Origin of the sequence: Candidatus Sodalis endolongispinus (genome assembly GCF_018777395.1) — a bacterium.
Classification (GTDB): domain Bacteria; phylum Pseudomonadota; class Gammaproteobacteria; order Enterobacterales; family Enterobacteriaceae; genus Sodalis_B; species Sodalis_B endolongispinus.
Map to the genome: position 1 here is coordinate 715332 of NZ_JAFJYC010000002.1, position 15889 is coordinate 731220.

The 15889-nt window shown below is 56.0% G+C and carries 13 protein-coding genes and 4 pseudogenes; 3 read left to right on the plus strand and 14 right to left on the minus strand.

The genetic code is table 11. The features are described from left to right. Nucleotides 1-192 precede the first annotated feature (192 nt). Complete coding sequence (gene rmf, locus JZM24_RS16585; RefSeq protein WP_215671048.1) at nucleotides 193-357, plus strand: ribosome modulation factor; 165 nt, start codon at nucleotides 193-195, stop codon at nucleotides 355-357. A gap of 100 nt (nucleotides 358-457) precedes the next feature. Here rmf and fabA read toward each other — a convergent pair whose 3' ends face one another. Both fabA and JZM24_RS16595 read right to left on the minus strand, forming a co-directional pair. Then, nucleotides 458-976 (minus strand): bifunctional 3-hydroxydecanoyl-ACP dehydratase/trans-2-decenoyl-ACP isomerase, encoded by a 519-nt coding sequence (fabA, locus tag JZM24_RS16590; RefSeq protein ID WP_215671049.1) that lies wholly within the window; start codon nucleotides 974-976, stop codon nucleotides 458-460. A gap of 65 nt (nucleotides 977-1041) precedes the next feature. Beyond that, complete coding sequence (locus JZM24_RS16595) at nucleotides 1042-2793, minus strand: S16 family serine protease (RefSeq protein ID WP_215671051.1); 1752 nt, start codon at nucleotides 2791-2793, stop codon at nucleotides 1042-1044. A 206-nt stretch (nucleotides 2794-2999) separates the two neighbouring features. Between JZM24_RS16595 and matP the strand changes: the two genes are divergently transcribed. Then, nucleotides 3000-3458, plus strand: coding sequence for a macrodomain Ter protein MatP (matP, locus tag JZM24_RS16600; RefSeq protein ID WP_074012029.1), 459 nt, complete (start codon nucleotides 3000-3002; stop codon nucleotides 3456-3458). A gap of 647 nt (nucleotides 3459-4105) precedes the next feature. Here matP and JZM24_RS18945 read toward each other — a convergent pair. The 7 genes and pseudogenes from JZM24_RS18945 to JZM24_RS16630 all read right to left on the minus strand — a co-directional run. Next, nucleotides 4106-5236: pseudogene (locus tag JZM24_RS18945) on the minus strand (S8 family peptidase); the annotation flags it as partial. Between the two features lie 36 nt (nucleotides 5237-5272). Further along, nucleotides 5273-6408: pseudogene (locus JZM24_RS16605) on the minus strand (IS3 family transposase); the annotation flags it as partial. An 88-nt stretch (nucleotides 6409-6496) separates the two neighbouring features. Continuing rightward, entirely contained in the window at nucleotides 6497-6850 is a 354-nt protein-coding gene (locus tag JZM24_RS16610; protein WP_215671054.1) for an MBL fold metallo-hydrolase, read from the minus strand. Further along, a complete protein-coding gene (locus JZM24_RS16615) occupies nucleotides 6834-7751 on the minus strand; it encodes a DNA internalization-related competence protein ComEC/Rec2 (protein ID WP_312885054.1) in 918 nt (305 codons plus the stop codon). The genes JZM24_RS16610 and JZM24_RS16615 overlap by 17 nt, the downstream gene beginning before the upstream one ends. A gap of 53 nt (nucleotides 7752-7804) precedes the next feature. Beyond that, nucleotides 7805-8413: a hypothetical protein gene (locus JZM24_RS16620; RefSeq protein WP_215671057.1), complete on the minus strand. Its 609-nt coding sequence runs from the start codon at nucleotides 8411-8413 to the stop codon at nucleotides 7805-7807. A gap of 169 nt (nucleotides 8414-8582) precedes the next feature. Then, nucleotides 8583-9044 carry a hypothetical protein gene (locus JZM24_RS16625; RefSeq protein ID WP_215671059.1) on the minus strand — a complete coding sequence of 154 codons (462 nt, stop codon included), beginning with the start codon at nucleotides 9042-9044 and terminating at the stop codon, nucleotides 8583-8585. 16 nt (nucleotides 9045-9060) lie between these two features. Continuing rightward, nucleotides 9061-9324 (minus strand): hypothetical protein, encoded by a 264-nt coding sequence (locus JZM24_RS16630; protein WP_215671061.1) that lies wholly within the window; start codon nucleotides 9322-9324, stop codon nucleotides 9061-9063. A gap of 125 nt (nucleotides 9325-9449) precedes the next feature. On the opposite strand from JZM24_RS16630, the pseudogene JZM24_RS16635 reads away from it, so the two are divergent. Next, a pseudogene (locus JZM24_RS16635) lies at nucleotides 9450-10648 on the plus strand (IS3 family transposase). Here the strand turns inward: JZM24_RS16635 and JZM24_RS16640 are convergent. The 5 genes and pseudogenes from JZM24_RS16640 to aroA all read right to left on the minus strand — a co-directional run. Further along, a complete protein-coding gene (locus tag JZM24_RS16640; protein ID WP_215671063.1) occupies nucleotides 10640-11047 on the minus strand; it encodes a hypothetical protein in 408 nt (135 codons plus the stop codon). The pseudogene JZM24_RS16635 and the gene JZM24_RS16640 sit on opposite strands and share 9 nt — an antisense overlap. 511 nt (nucleotides 11048-11558) lie before the next feature. Beyond that, on the minus strand, nucleotides 11559-11843 hold the full coding sequence (gene ihfB / locus JZM24_RS16645) for an integration host factor subunit beta (RefSeq protein ID WP_074013175.1): 285 nt from the start codon (nucleotides 11841-11843) through the stop codon (nucleotides 11559-11561). A 91-nt stretch (nucleotides 11844-11934) separates the two neighbouring features. Then, nucleotides 11935-13611 carry a 30S ribosomal protein S1 gene (gene rpsA, locus JZM24_RS16650; RefSeq protein WP_215671065.1) on the minus strand — a complete coding sequence of 559 codons (1677 nt, stop codon included), beginning with the start codon at nucleotides 13609-13611 and terminating at the stop codon, nucleotides 11935-11937. 116 nt (nucleotides 13612-13727) lie between these two features. Continuing rightward, entirely contained in the window at nucleotides 13728-14411 is a 684-nt protein-coding gene (cmk, locus tag JZM24_RS16655) for a (d)CMP kinase (protein WP_215671067.1), read from the minus strand. Nucleotides 14412-14457: 46 nt separating this feature from the next. Further along, nucleotides 14458-15732 (minus strand): annotated as a pseudogene (gene aroA / locus JZM24_RS16660) (3-phosphoshikimate 1-carboxyvinyltransferase); the annotation flags it as partial. Nucleotides 15733-15889: the final 157 nt, after the last annotated feature.

Consider the following 15889-nt stretch of genomic DNA (forward strand, 5'->3'; position numbering starts at 1 on the left):
CAATTCAGCGGCTTAACGCGCCCTTCGCCGTTTTTTGGGCCGAGAGATTTGTCAATATTGCCTGCAGCAGATGACAAAACTATGACGACACGGTTTGATCTTCCGCGCTTTTCTCGTTAAAAATTAAGGGTAACTTCGGCATTCGGGGTTACCGTTTTCTTTCAACCAGCCAAGATGATGAGGGATAAACCTATGAAAAGACAAAAACGAGATCGCCTTGAACGTGCTCATTCACGCGGCTATCAAGCGTGTCTGTCAGGGCGCACCCGTGAACTTTTTCCATATCAATCACTTGACGCACGCTCTCACTGGTTGGGAGGCTGGCGCAAAGCCATGGAAGACCGATCGGTAATCTGATCTGTCACCGAAGAACGACCTCCGCCTGGTGCGGAGGTTTTTTTACGCACGTCGTCGGTGCGCGCGCCGAGAGAGGTCAACGCCCTGCCGGCCGTGAACATCAGAACGCGGCGGTGTCCTTGAACAGACCGACTTTCAGATCGCTCGCGGTATAGATGACGGTCCCGTCGCACAGCACTTCACCGTCCGCCATCCCCATCACCAATTTGCGATTAATGACGCGGCGAAAATGGATCCGGTAGGTCACTTTTTTCGCGCTGGGCAGGATCTGCCCGGTAAATTTCACTTCGCCTACGCCCAGCGCGCGGCCTTTGCCTTCGCCGCCCAGCCAGCCTAAATAAAAACCGACCAACTGCCACATGGCGTCCAGACCTAAACAGCCGGGCATGACCGGATCGCCGATAAAATGGCAACCGAAGAACCACATATCCGGGTGAATATCCAGTTCCGCTTCCACGAAACCTTTATTGTAATTGCCGCCGTCATCGGTCATTTTGACCACCCGGTCCATCATCAGCATATTCGGCGCCGGCAACTGCGGGACCTCATTGCCGAACAGTTCGCCGCGGCTGGACGCCAGCAGATCTTCTTTTGTATAGAATTCGCGTTTATCTACCATATTTCTCTAAACCTTAATTATTGAGTCCCGCACATTACCCGACATGCCGGCCGCTGACAATTCCCTTAGCTCTGGTTAAACCAGTTTAGCCAGCGGAAGCCCCAGGGCAAACGTTGCCGTTCGTGCAGATTAACATTGGCGATACGCTCGCGTATCGAGGCGAGAAGACTTGGACGCTTGTCGTGGTCAAACGGCATCGCGGTCAGAATTTCCAACGCTTCATCGATAGTATCCACCGCCCACAGGGAAAATTGCCCCTCGCGTACCGCCTCGATGACATCGTCATGCAGGCAAAGATGGCGCACATTGGCGGTGGGAAGGATCACCCCTTGGGCGCCGGTCAGCTCGCGCGCCTGACACAGGGCAAAAAAGCCTTCAATTTTCTCATTCACGCCGCCGATGGGCTGGACGCGGCCGAATTGATCCACCGAGCCGGTGACGGCGATTTGCTGATTGATGGGTTTATCCGCCAGCGCGCTGATGAGCGCGACCCCCTCCGCCAGCGAAGCGCTGTCCCCGTCCACCTCACCATAGGACTGCTCAAAAACCAGCGAGGCGGAGAAGGGCAGCTGTTGGTCCAGCTCCAGCGCCGACATCAAAAACGCCTGCATGATCATCATGCCTTTGGCGTGAAGATTGCCGCCCAGTTCCGCTTTGCGCTCAACGTCATTTATCTCACCGTCGCCCAAATGCACCACGCAGCTAATGCGCGACGGCTCGCCGAACGGCAGCGGATGGCCGGGAAAATCCAGCACCGAAAGCGCATTGACCTGGCCTATCACCTTACCCTCCGTTTCCACCATAATCTGGCCTTCGGCGATCTCATCTTGCATCCGCTCGCTGAGATAGCTTTCACGCCAGAGGCGGGTACGTTCACTGTCGGTAAATGCCGCGGCGGTCAGCGCCTGCTGGGAGCCATACAGCGCCGTCTCTTTCAGCCGCCGGGTAAGCCACTGCGGACACAGCGGTAGCTGGGATTGATCGCCGCTATAACGCACTGATTGCCGTACCAGCGTTGGCCAGGCGTCAGGGGTGAGCGCCGCTAACCCCTGACGTTGGGCCAGCATGTTGACCCAACCGCACCATTGCGCCATTTCCTCGGCCTCAGTGATGCGCAGCTCGGACTCGAATTCGCCATAAAGAGCCAGACGGGTCATTTCGGGCTCCAAATCGTTCAGGTCGGCCAACCCTTCGCGGTCGCCAAGCACGATGAGCCGTAAGTTGAGCGGCATCGACGGGACGGAAACCGGCAGCGGACGGCTTTCGTCCGCCGGTAGCCAATCGAAGCGCTGCTGCAGGATCATCTGCTTAAGCCGCAGCCAGAGCAGAGGCTGGCTGGTAAGGGCGCGGACCCCGACGATAAGGACGCCGCCGTTGGCGTGATGGACCAGGCCCGGCTGCAGATCGATGACATCCCGATAGCAGCGCAGCGCGCCGAAGAGCTGTTCGTATTCGACCCAGGACTGCCACACGCAGACATCGCGGGCGGCGAAGTTATCCTCCGGCTTGGTCGCCGGCTGTGCGCTGACGCCCATACCGGTCACGACATAGCGGCTGCCCACCGGCTGATCTGGCGCAGGCAGGATCTGTTTAACCATCTCGGCAATCAGCTGAAAATAGTCCTCCTCCTCCTGTGCCGTCAGCAGCATGAACCGGCTGGGCGTGCGTGAGTGGCAAAATTGCTTCAGTCCGTCCGTCAGACGGGCCTGAAGCGTTGCCAAATGGGCGGACAAAGGCGGGCAGGGTTGGTCAAATACCGCCGCGAAACCGGCCAGATCGGGCAGTAAATATTTCCATTCTAATTTTTTATTGGTCAAAATGATAAATAGCGTCGCTGTTCAGGGAAACGCTGATTATACAAGAAGAGACATTGCTTCGTCTCGCCTCTTTTCCTTCCTGCGGCATCATTGCCTCAACGGTCCGGCGCGGGGGCGCAAAAAGGTCGGCACCGACAAATATTAGTGAAATAACAACCAACAATGTTATCATCGGCTGCAGGTTACACGGTCACAGGTGCGCTCCCATGAAATACCAGCAGCTTGAAAATCTGGAAACCGGTTGGAAGTGGAAATACCTGATTAAAAAACACCGTGAAGGGGAGCGCATCTCCCGTCACGAAGAAAACAGCGCAGCAGCCGAATCTGCTCAGCAGCTTATCAGTTATCAGCACCAGCCGGAAAAGATCCTGAAATGGATCCGCGAATCAATGCATCCCGGTCTGGAAAACCGCATGAAGCAAACTATTCGCGCGCGGCGCAAGCGGCATTTCAACGCCGAACACCAGCATACGCGCAAGAAGTCCATCGATTTGGAATATCTGGTTTGGCAACGGCTGGCGGCGCTGGCCCAGCGGCGTGGTAACACCTTGTCAGAAACCATTGTCACCCTGCTCGAAGATGCGGAACGTAAGGAAAAATACGACAAAACCCTGTCTTCCCTGCGCAGTGATCTTAAAGCTATCCTCGGCGAAAAAAACACCTGAATGCCGCACAAGGCTGGCCTCTAGCAGCATTACGCCGGCAAAGATTTACCTCCACTCCAGCAGCACACCGTCAGACGCCTTTGTGGGGTGCTGTTTGATCCGCCCTGGGCGCATTGGTGCATCCGCGCGCGACGATACTATGGCAAAGCGTCGCTAGCGGGGGTGATGCTTGCACCGCCGGCCATGTCAAGAGATGCAAACGTTGCCATCAGCGGGGTCAATACCTTTCTGTCACCGTCTCGCCGGCACTTTGCGACAGTGTCAATAAAGGACGCTGACACTATCCACGCGCTGTGATTGGCAGGGCAAGGGGGGCCGTACCCTCTGTGGCAACCCTGGCGCAGCGGTGGGGTAAAGAAGGCGCAAGTCCAAGCCTGGTGTTGAAAAAACGCGACTCATTAGGGTATCGCCTGGCGGTCATTGAGCGCTATGCGGGTGTTAATCGGATGACTCCGCACAAGACGTCAGCCCGGACGACGACATCCCCGAGTACGATAGCAGCGGCGATGGTGCAGGCCGATAGGCCGGTGGTGGTCTAACGGGGTCTCCCTCACGTCCCAGCATCCCTCATCCGAACGACGTGACATCAGGGAAGACATGTTGAATCCTGTTATCGTCATCGTACCTTGTTATTTTCTTTTACCAGGTTAGTCAATTTTTTCCCATGGTCCAGGGTAGATAATCCCCGTTTCCTCAGGTTCGACGTTGACATTCCACCATTTTGCTTGCCAGTATTGGTTTTTCCAGCTCACTTTATCACCAGTCCAATATACTTTCGTCGCGTCCCATAAAGGGTATTGCGTTGCGGCTTCTTGGTTAATAAGCAGAGCATGTGTGGCATCGGCGCTATTGCCTAGAGCATCGGTAACCGTCAGTTTAATTAATACCTCCTGCGGTTGGAGGACGGCAGGAGCGTAGAACCGTAACGTTGGCTGATTGATGACTTCTGCGCTAATATTCTCAGGAACCTGCCAGGCATAGGCAGTCAGTGCGGCGACATTTGATACCGACCTTTCGGCCGATAAGTTGACTTCTTCTTTTTGTGTAACCACTGCGGGCCCGTCTATCACGGCGCTTATTATTGCGGGCTGATTTTCCTGCAGGTAACGAATCGCAGCACCAACATTAGGCCGGCATCCAATGTTGTCGCCTGCATTTTCCAAATAGCCTGTCTTTAAAATGAGGTACCGCATTTCAAGTGAATTGAGATAGAGTCCCAAGTGAGTGATAGCATAAGACTGTATCAATGCCAGCGCGCCTGAGCTTAAGGGCGTCGCACTCGATGTCCCTGAATAATCTTTAGTGTAGTTACGATTACTTCCCGGTAAACTCTGCAACGAAGAATAACCTGTTGTCACAACGCTCCAATCACCCCATGAATTGATGAGCGAGCTAGGATGGTTATAGTTAGAGAAACCACAGCGACTTCCATCGTTATGTGCGCATGCGCCAATAAGTGTACTTCCGCTATCGCCATATTGGTTGATATTGCCCGATTCAATACTTAGATCTAAACCACCATTACCCGCTGCAAAAATGACAACAACACCATTTTGGGTTAAGCTATAAATCCAGTCCCACCAGTTTCGGTCGGTTATCATAGGTACAAGCTTATTTCCTCCTACCTTTAACTGAATATCTAAACTAACGATATCGCCGGGCATTGCATCCCTAATGATCAGCTCAATATCGCCTGTATCGTAGAAATAAAAATCACTGCCATGTGCAATGCCAGCCACACCGAATGGCTTGTTAGCGGCCACAATGCAGCCGGTAGACGCCGTGCCGTGATTACAATCCTCGGTTTCTGGCCTGCTGTGCGGATGGTTTTCATTGTAATGCGTGAACGCTGCTGCAAGGTTTCGCAGGGCTGTTCTCGCATCCGGTTTTGGCATGAACTCGATATAGTCTTCCTTCATCGTCTTCACGAACCGTTCGGCCATTCTCTGCGGGCTGCTCACCGCTGTTGTGCAGGGCTCCAGATCCAGTTCTCTGGCGAACCTCTGCGTTTCATGCGCGGTATACGCTGAACCGTTGTCCGTCAACCACTGCACCGCTGTATCGGGTAACCTGTCGCCGAAGCGCTTTTCTACCGACCTCAGCATCACATCCTGCACGGTCGAACTGTCGTAGCCTACAGTGCTCGCAGCCCAGTCTATGGCCTCTCTGTCGCAGCAGTCCAGTGCGAACGTGACCCGCAGTTTTTCACCGTTGTCGCAGCCGAACTCGAAGCCATCTGAACACCAGCGCATATCGCTTTCTGCCACCGCGATCCTGCCCTTATGCTCACGCCTCGGCCGCTCTGGTTTTCAATGTAATAACAGCAGGTTATGCTCACACATGATCCTGTAAAGTCGTTTCGCATTTACCGGCGGCAGTCCCTCTGCGCGACGTTGTTTACACAGGATGCCCCACACCCGCCGATAGCCGTAGCTGGGCATATCGCTGATGATGTCGAGGATGTCCGACAGTATTTCAGCGTCTGCTTCGTCATTACGCCGGTTACAGCGCCTGTCCTGCCAGTCGGCAGAACGCTTAATCCGCAGTGACAGCGGCGCACGCGACCCGCTCATGGCGCGGCTGACCTGTGCTATTCCCCGGCCTTTGGCAACAAGGGCGCGTGCGCTATCCATTTTCGTGACTGGCCGTACTCCACGGCTTCTTTTAGGATCTCAACCTCCATCGTCTTCTTACCCAGAAGGCGCTGGAGCTCCCGGACCTGCTTCAATGCAGCTGCAAGCTCAGAGGCAGGAACAACGTCCTCCCCGGCAGTGAGGCTGCCTTCCTGATATTGCTTTTTCCACTTAAACAGCAGGCTGGGCTGGATACCGTGCAGTCGTGCGAGATGGGAGACATTCATGCCGGGCTCCATCCTCTGCTGAATAATGGCCATTTTTTCCTGAGGAGTTTTACGTTTACGGACTTCTTGACCTAACGGGATCCCGGTCATATCAAAATTGGCGTTAGTGTTAGACATATATTCAAGCCTATCTCTTATCTGGAGATACAGCTACTGTCTGGTGTTTCAGGGGGATAAATCAGTCGCCGGTGAGCAGCACCCGGAACTGGCCGTCGTCAATGCGCAGTACGCAGGAATCGTTATTGCCGGCGCTATCAACCGGCTCTGGCGGCCAAAGCACCTCAAAATGCAGCCCTTGCCAGCGCCAGCCGCGCAGACAAAACCGGTGTCCGGGCGCGCGAAATGGACTGCTGACCGGGACCTCGGGCCAGACGTGGCTGACGCTGGCCAAGCCGCCGATATGATCCTCATGGCTATGGCTCAGGTAGATATGTCCGGGCGTCAGCCCGCGCCAGTCCAGATAAGGCAGGATCACCGCCTTGCCCATGTCACCCGTGCGCCAGCCGGCGCCGGTGTCATACAGTGCCGTCACGCTCAATACTCACCGCGAGGCCGTGGCCCACGTCCAGCATATCCAGCCGCCAGCGCGGCGCATTCGTCCCCGGCGATCTGAAACTGAGCAGCATCAGCACGGCCAACACCCCAAGCGTCATGGGATAGCGACGCCACCAGCCAAAACGCCAGATGATGATGCCCAACCAACTGACGGCGCTGAATACCAGGCCCTGTCCCGGTAACGTCAACCAACCCTGTTGCAGCGGCGCAAGCGGCGCCATCACCCCTTCCAGCGACAGATCCGCCATGCGCCAGAGCTGAGCGCTCAGCCAGCGTTGACCGCCGGTGACGATGGCCGTCAGGATGAGGGGCGTGGTGATAAACGACACCAGCGGCACCGCCCACACATTGGCCGCCAGAGCCAGTGGATTGCCGCCATGGAATAGCAGGCACTGCATAGGCAATAGCAGCAGGGTCATGCCGCCCTGCAAATGCAACCAGCGAACCCCACACCATCGCCAACCTCGCCGGCAGCGTTCAGGTAGCGGCGCCCATTGGAAGAAGAAAATCAGCGCCGCCACCGCGGTGCAAGAAAGCCACAGGCTATTGGAAAGTACCGCCAATGGATCGGTGATAAGGATAAGCGCGACGCACCATAGCAAAATCTGCCACGGGCTTTGCGTCATACCCCGCAGGCGCACCACGCTCCAAAGCGTCAGCGCCAGCAGGCCGCGCTGGGCGGGAAAATTCGCCCCGGATAACGCCACATAGCCAGCAGCGCACAGCCAGCAAAACAGCAGCGGCAATCCCACGCCTATCGCGCGGGCCGGCAAGAAAAATTGGGCCCCCCGCGCCACCAGCCAGCCAAACAGCGCCGCCAGGCCGATATGCAGCCCGGAAATCGCCATCAGATGGGCAATACCGGTACGCGACAGCAGTTACCAGTCCCCGTCGCTGATTTCCTGAGTGGCACCGAAACCCAGCGCCAGCATCAGCGGCCGCCAGCGCGGCTGCTGCATGTTGTTAACGGCACGTTGGACCCACCGCTGGCGCAGGATGCACCCGTCGTCAAGCAACCGCGCGCGCAATACCCTGCCCTGCAGTGGCTGATGATTCGCCATGGCCCAGCGCTGGGTATCGAATCCCCCTCATTCATGCGCCCGTGTACCGGCTGCAGCGCAACCCTTAGCCGCCACTGCTGCCCGGCGCACCACCGCGCCGGCAGTGAGCGCCAGCGGAGCGCCACCACTACCGGCGGAAATACGCGTTGCCCGTTGATGTGGCTGACGCAAGCGACCAGACGGGCGGGCGCCTGTTCTGCCGAGAGATTGAGGGTGGTCAGGCGGGCAATCATGGTCTGATTACCATGACTCCATGCCGTCGTTTGCACCAGCAATAGCCGGGCGTGATAGCCACTCCAGGCCAGCATCAGCACCCCAAGCGCCAAATATTGCGCCAGGCGGCGGCCGCTCAGTAACAACACACCGCCGACAGCCACTAGCCCGCACAGCATGCCGGCCGTCGGTAATTGTGGCAAAAATAACAGCGGTAAATTACCCGCAATAACGGCCAGCGCCAGCGCGGTAATGGACAAGGGCATCGACGGACCTGCGTGTTAAGAGACTCGGTGAGTCAGACAGGCAGCCAGTATCCGTCAGGAAACGCGGCGTGGTCTCGCCGCTTGGACAGGACGGTAAGCTACGCCGCAGATAAGTGAATGGCCTTATAGACCGCTGAGGCAAACTGCGACGGTGTTCCCGTCGATTAGCTTACACCTCGGTGTCGGCGGTCGTCGGCAGCGACGCAATCGCCGCCAGCGGAGAAGGCATCGGCTGCGGAGTAAGCGACAATTGCGGCGGAAGCGGCGGAAGCGGCGGCATCGGGGGTAGCGGCGGCAGTGCCGATAATATGCTTGCTAAAGAAACCGCTAACCCGTAGTTATCGCCGGGCCAGTCCAGACTATGGCTATCGCCGAGCCAGTCCAGACCATCGCTATCGTCAGGCCAGTTCAGGCTATCGCCGTCCACGTCTCGCCTACCGTTCCAATTATCCTGCAGAGTGATTAAGTGATCAGAAGGGTTGCTGCTTAGCACATCATCCTCATAACCGCCAACCTCATTCGCCAGGTCCCACAGTTCAAAAAGAGGGATATCCGCGATGGTAATTTCCCGCAATGCGTTATGGGAATTGTCCCAGCCCGATTCCGCCAGCATTTCTTCGTGGTTTATCATGTCACAATAGTTTCGTTTAAGGGGCCGTTAAAGCTCTCAGCACGTTATCGTCTTTGGTTTTGTACCCCTCTGCCAACAACGTATCCCACTCTTTATACCGTCCGCTTAACAATTTATCCTGTAATGTCTCGTTTAAGGCTCTCATCGCCGAGACATTAGCGTCGGAAATAGTGATTCGGTTACCCTGTTTAAAAACGGCGTCGAAGGAAATGCCATACTGATAGTTCTCAATTTTCTCCAGATTTTCCAGACGGTATTCCCGCGCTTGGAGTTTAATCATCAATGGGTCCTCATCCTTAGGGCTAATGTTAAACTGATTTATCCCCCTGAAACACCAGACAGTAGCTGTATCTCCAGATAAGAGATAGGCTTGAATATATGTCTAACACTAACGCCAATTTTGATATGACCGGGATCCCGTTAGGTCAAGAAGTCCGTAAACGTAAAACTCCTCAGGAAAAAATGGCCATTATTCAGCAGAGGATGGAGCCCGGCATGAATGTCTCCCATCTCGCACGACTGCACGGTATCCAGCCCAGCCTGCTGTTTAAGTGGAAAAAGCAATATCAGGAAGGCAGCCTCACTGCCGGGGAGGACGTTGTTCCTGCCTCTGAGCTTGCAGCTGCATTGAAGCAGGTCCGGGAGCTCCAGCGCCTTCTGGGTAAGAAGACGATGGAGGTTGAGATCCTAAAAGAAGCCGTGGAGTACGGCCAGTCACGAAAATGGATAGCGCACGCGCCCTTGTTGCCAAAGGCCGGGGAATAGCACAGGTCAGCCGCGCCATGAGCGTGTCGCGTGCGCCGCTGTCACTGCGGATTAAGCGTTCTGCCGACTGGCAGGACAGGCGCTGTAACCGGCGTAATGACGAAGCAGACGCTGAAATACTGTCGGACATCCTCGACATCATCAGCGATATGCCCAGCTACGGCTATCGGCGGGTGTGGGGCATCCTGCGTAAACAACGTCGCGCAGAGGGACTGACGCCGGTAAATGCGAAACGACTTTACAGGATCATGTGTGAGCATAACCTGCTGTTATTACATTGAAAACCAGAGCGGCCGAGGCGTGAGCATAAGGGCAGGATCGCGGTGGCAGAAAGCGATATGCGCTGGTGTTCAGATGGCTTCGAGTTCGGCTGCGACAACGGTGAAAAACTGCGGGTCACGTTCGCACTGGACTGCTGCGACAGAGAGGCCATAGACTGGTCTGCGAGCACTGTAGGCTACGACAGTTCGACCGTGCAGGATGTGATGCTGATGTCGGTAGAAAAGCGCTTCGGCGACAGGTTACCCGATACAGCGGTGCAGTGGTTGACGGACAACGGTTCAGCGTATACCGCGCATGAAACGCAGAGGTTCGCCAGAGAACTGGATCTGGAGCCCTGCACAACAGCGGTGAGCAGCCCGCAGAGCAATGGCATGGCCGAACGGTTCGTGAAGACGATGAAGGAAGACTATATCGAGTTCATGCCAAAACCGGATGCGAGAACAGCCCTGCGAAACCTTGCAGCAGCGTTCACGCATTACAATGAAAACCATCCGCACAGCGCGCTGGGATATCACTCTCCGAGAGAATACCGGCGGCAGCGGGCTTCGTTAACTTAAGATACAAAAGCTGTACGGAGATGGCGGGGCAAGATCAGGGCTAATGTTAAACAGGCGGGACAGAGAGGCATTTTTATAAAATGATAAATAATCCATTTCGCCATCGGCCTCGATACCCATCTTCAGGTATACCATGTCTTCCATTTTCATCCGAATGTTTGCCGCATGAAAAAATGACAGTTGGTTTACGTCCCGGTTATTACTCTTTTCCAACACATTTTCACACTGGTACAAGATCTGGTCATTGACCTTGAGCGTATAACCACAGCCGAAACGGGCGGCAGGGCATACAACCTCAAGCTGGAATTGGTTTCGGTATTCCGGCAAAGCCAGTTGCCTGAGCTGGTCAAAGTTTTCCAGACGGCATCGGTCAGGCATCTCGCATCTCTGTTGCGCCATGTTGACTTTCCTGTAGGGTATGGAATAGTGCAATGATTTCTTTTTTATGCGTTCCCCCCCTAAATCAATCAATAATGCCGCTGACAAATTCAGCTAAATTAGTAATTCGCGTTGCTTCCCGTTCGTTATTGGCATTTAATACCTGCGCAACTTTATGGTTACTGAGCAATATATTTCTATTCGGCATTGAGAAAACTATGGGCATCTTCACCTCTTCAGACGATTAATCATGCGTGTTGCACGTTATGCTTCACCCGATAACCGCACGGGTAAAAGAATCACATACCGCAACGGGACGGCGGCCGGCATCAGCCACAGGCACAGGTTTATCCCTTCGGTTATAAACCTCCGCTGAATCAATACCGGTGTTAAATACCCTACCAGAATATCGATCCCGCTCACCGTTCTCCTATCGGCCGTTGACCTGATCTCCCGCGACGCAGAGGCAAAAAAAAGCCCCATAAAGGGGCTTTTCAGGTTTGCAATAATTTCGGCCGTCGGGCCGCGGCGGTTAACCGTAGATATTGGCGCGATCGCGCAACTCTTTACCCGGTTTAAAATGCGGAACATATTTGCCTTCAAGTTCCACTTTATCACCGGTTTTAGGATTGCGGCCGATACGCGGGGCACGGTAGTGAAGAGAAAAACTGCCGAAACCGCGGATTTCGATGCGTTCGCCGCTGGCGAGCGTGGTCGCCATCTGCTCAAGCATCTCCTTCACTGCATCCTCAACCACTTTTGCCTGGATATGAGCGTGCTGGCCAGCTAGTCTTTCGATAAGCTCAGACTTGGTCATAATTCCTCCAAGTTTACGCGTCTCTTTTGAGAGCAGCGTAACACCTTAACTACCGTCCAGGAGCAGAGTCTCCCCCGCTCCCCCATTATTATTACTCGCCTTTGGTCGCCGCTTTAAAGGCTTCAGCCATCGCGTTGGAGAAGTTGCCTTCTTCCTGCTTGTTGTTCACGGTGCTGATGGCTTCTTTCTCGTCCACCTCGTCCTTGGCACGAACGGACAGGCTGACAACGCGGTTTTTGCGATCGACGCCGGTGAATTTTGCTTCCACATCGTCGCCGACGTTCAGGACCAGCGTAGCGTCTTCGACGCGGTCACGCGAGGCTTCAGAAACGCGCAGGTAACCTTCAACGCCGCCGGCTAATTCAACTGTAGCACCTTTCGCGTCAACTGCTGTGACTTTACCGGTAACAATAGCCCCTTTCTTGTTCAAAGACAGGTAGTTATTAAACGGATCTTCAGCCAGCTGCTTCACGCCCAGGGAAATACGCTCGCGCTCTGCGTCAACCTGCAGAACCACGGCCGCGATTTCGTCACCCTTTTTGTATTCGCGTACGGCTTCTTCGCCGGCCACGTTCCAGGAGATGTCGGACAGATGAACCAGGCCGTCGATGCCGCCGCCCAGGCCGATAAAGATGCCGAAGTCAGTGATCGACTTGATTTTGCCTTCAACGCGGTCGCCCTTGTTATGGGTTTCAGCAAACTGCTGCCACGGATTAGCTTTGCACTGCTTCAGGCCCAGGGAGATACGACGGCGTTCTTCGTCGATGTCCAGCACCATCACTTCCACCACGTCGCCCACGTTAACCACTTTGGACGGATGGATGTTTTTGTTGGTCCAGTCCATTTCGGAAACGTGCACCAGGCCTTCAACGCCTTCTTCGATTTCAACGAAGCAGCCGTAATCGGTCAGGTTAGTCACGCGGCCGGTCAGGCGGGTGCCTTCCGGGTAACGCTTCGCGATAGCGACCCACGGATCTTCGCCCAGCTGTTTCAGGCCGAGGGAGACACGGGTACGCTCACGATCGAATTTCAGTACTTTAACGGTGATCTCGTCGCCGACATTCACGATTTCGCTCGGATGCTTCACGCGCTTCCAGGCCATATCGGTGATGTGCAGCAGGCCGTCAACGCCGCCCAAATCAACGAAGGCGCCGTAGTCGGTCAGGTTCTTGACGATACCCTTGACTTCCATGCCTTCCTGCAAGTTTTCCAGCAGTTGATCGCGTTCGGCGCTGTTTTCGGATTCGATAACGGCACGACGGGAAACCACGACGTTGTTGCGTTTCTGATCCAGCTTGATCACTTTAAACTCAAGCTCTTTGCCTTCCAGATGCAGGGTGTCGCGAACCGGACGCACGTCGACCAGAGAACCCGGCAGGAACGCACGGATACTATTCAGCTCAACGGTGAAACCGCCTTTGACTTTCCCGTTGATAACGCCGATAACGGTGGCCGCTTCTTCATACGCTTTTTCCAGCATCAGCCAGGCTTCGTGGCGCTTGGCTTTTTCACGGGACAGCAGCGTTTCGCCGAAACCGTCTTCGACTGCATCCAGCGCGACGTCAACCTGATCGCCCACTTCGATTTCCAGCTCGCCCTGGGCGTTGCGGAATTGCTCGACGGGAATGGCGGATTCAGATTTCAGGCCGGCGTCAACCAGAACCACGTCTTTCGCGATGGACACAACGGTACCGCGAACGATGGAGCCCGTACGGGTTTCGATTTCTTTCAGGGATTCTTCAAAGAGTTGAGCAAAAGATTCTGTCATATTTGATAATCTTCAGATTTTTTGATTAACGTCCATCCGGCATCCTGCTTGATGGGGTTGTTATACACACGCCCCGCTGCCGATCCTCGCTGCAGGGTAATTTAGTCACTACATCGTTACGATAGCGCCAGAATCTTCCTGGCGTGCGCCAGCGCTTTGGTTATCACTTCATCGATAGTCAGGCGGGTAGAGTCGAGCACCAGCGCATCAGCTGCCGGCATCAGCGGCGCCACCGCGCGATTGCGGTCGCGATCGTCCCGTTCTTTTATCTCGGATGGAAGGCGTCCAAGGTTAACACTAAAGCCCTTTTCCTGCAACTGCCGCATGCGGCGGTGCGCCCTTTCTTCCGAGGACGCATCCAGAAAGATTTTCACCGGCGCATCGGGAAACACCACGGTTCCCATATCGCGGCCGTCGGCAATTAGGCCCGGCGCGGCGCGAAATGCACGCTGGCGCATCAGCAGCGCCTCACGCACGCGCGGAAACGCGGCGATTTGCGATGCGGTATTGCCGACGGTTTCGTTGCGAATCGCCTGGCTGACATCTTCCCCTTCCAGCACCACGTTCAATTGCCCCTGCTCGACCTCGAAACGGACGTCGAGATGGGCGGCGAGCGCCACCAACGCCTCCTCGCTGTCGATAGCCACCTGATGATGCAGGGCTGCCAGCGCCAACACCCGGTAGATCGCGCCGGAATCCAATAAATGCCATTGTAACGTTTCTGCTAACGCTTTGCATAGCGTCCCCTTCCCTGCACCACTCGGTCCGTCGATGGTGATTACCTGGGCTATAACCGTCATTGTCTTCTCCTTTAAACTCGACGAGAGTGAAGTCCTCAGGCTTCATTAGCGCCGCCAGCCGGGCAAAAAAGTCCGGGAAGGTTTTATGCGTACATTGCGGGTCGAGAATGGTCACCGGGGTGTCCGACAGCGCCACCAGCGCAAAGCACATCGCCATTCGGTGGTCGTTATAGGTAGCGATCCGGGCGGCGGTCAATTCGGCCGGCGGCGTGACCGTCAGATAATCCTCGCCTTCGGTCACGATCGCGCCCACTTTGCGCAGCTCGGTGGCCATCGCCGTCAACCGGTCGGTCTCTTTGACCCGCCAGTTGGCAATGTTGCGCAAGGTGGTGGTGCCGCCGCTGGCGAATAGCGCGGTGGTGGCGATGGTCATCGCCGCGTCGGGGATGTGATTCATGTCCATGTCGATGGCGTGCAGCGACGCCAGGCTGCATTCAATGTAATCGTCGCCCCAGCGAATCGTCGCGCCAATGCTCTCCAGCACATCGGCGAAGCGAATATCGCCTTGTACGCTGTGGCGGCCGATACCGGTCACGCGCACGGTGCCGCCGCGGATCGCCGCCGCCGCCAGAAAATACGACGCGCTGGAGGCATCTCCTTCCACCAGATACTCTCCCGGCGACCGGTATACACTGCCGCCGGTGAGGTAAAACACCTGATAATTATCGTGCCGCACTTCAACACCGAAGCTTTTCATTAACGCCAAGGTGATATCAATATAGGGCCGGGACACCAGTTCGCCCTTGATGCGGATGCGGCTGTCCTGCGGGGACAGCGGCGCCATCATTAACAGGGCGGTGAGAAATTGGCTGGAAACGCTACCGTCAACGGTGATATCGCCGCCTTGATAACCGCCGCGCAAACGCAGCGGCGGATAATGCTCGTGTTCGAGGTAATCTATTTTCGCCCCGCCCTGGCGTAGCGCGTCGACCAGGTGTCCGATGGGACGCTTTTTCATGCGCGGCTCTCCGGTCAGCGTGACATCATGCGCCTGCAGGCACAGCGCGGCGGCCAGCGGGCGCATGGCGGTGCCGGCGTTACCGAGAAACATCGTCAGCGCCGCTTGCGCGCGCAACGGCCTGCCGAGGCCGTCGATATCACAGCTGCGGCGATCCGCCGACAGACGGTAGTTCACACCCAGCTGGCCGAGGGCCGTCAGCATATGGCGCACATCGTCGCTGTCGAGCGGATTGGTCAGCCGCGTGGTGCCGTGGGCCTGCGCCGCCAGTAACAAGGCGCGATTGGATACGCTTTTGGAACCCGGCAGGTTGAGGGTGCCATCGACGCGCGCGATGGGGTTTAGGGTCAGGGAATCCTGCATGTGTAACACTTTCTCCAACAAAGAATAACGCCTGGCGCTGGCGGCCGGCCCGCTGGCCGACTGCGCCACGACAGGGAAAAAAGGGGCTTAGCCCTGCTCGCGCCGCCGGCCAAGGCCGCTAAATCGCAGCGCCACGCGCCCTGGCGGCCTTGCTTAA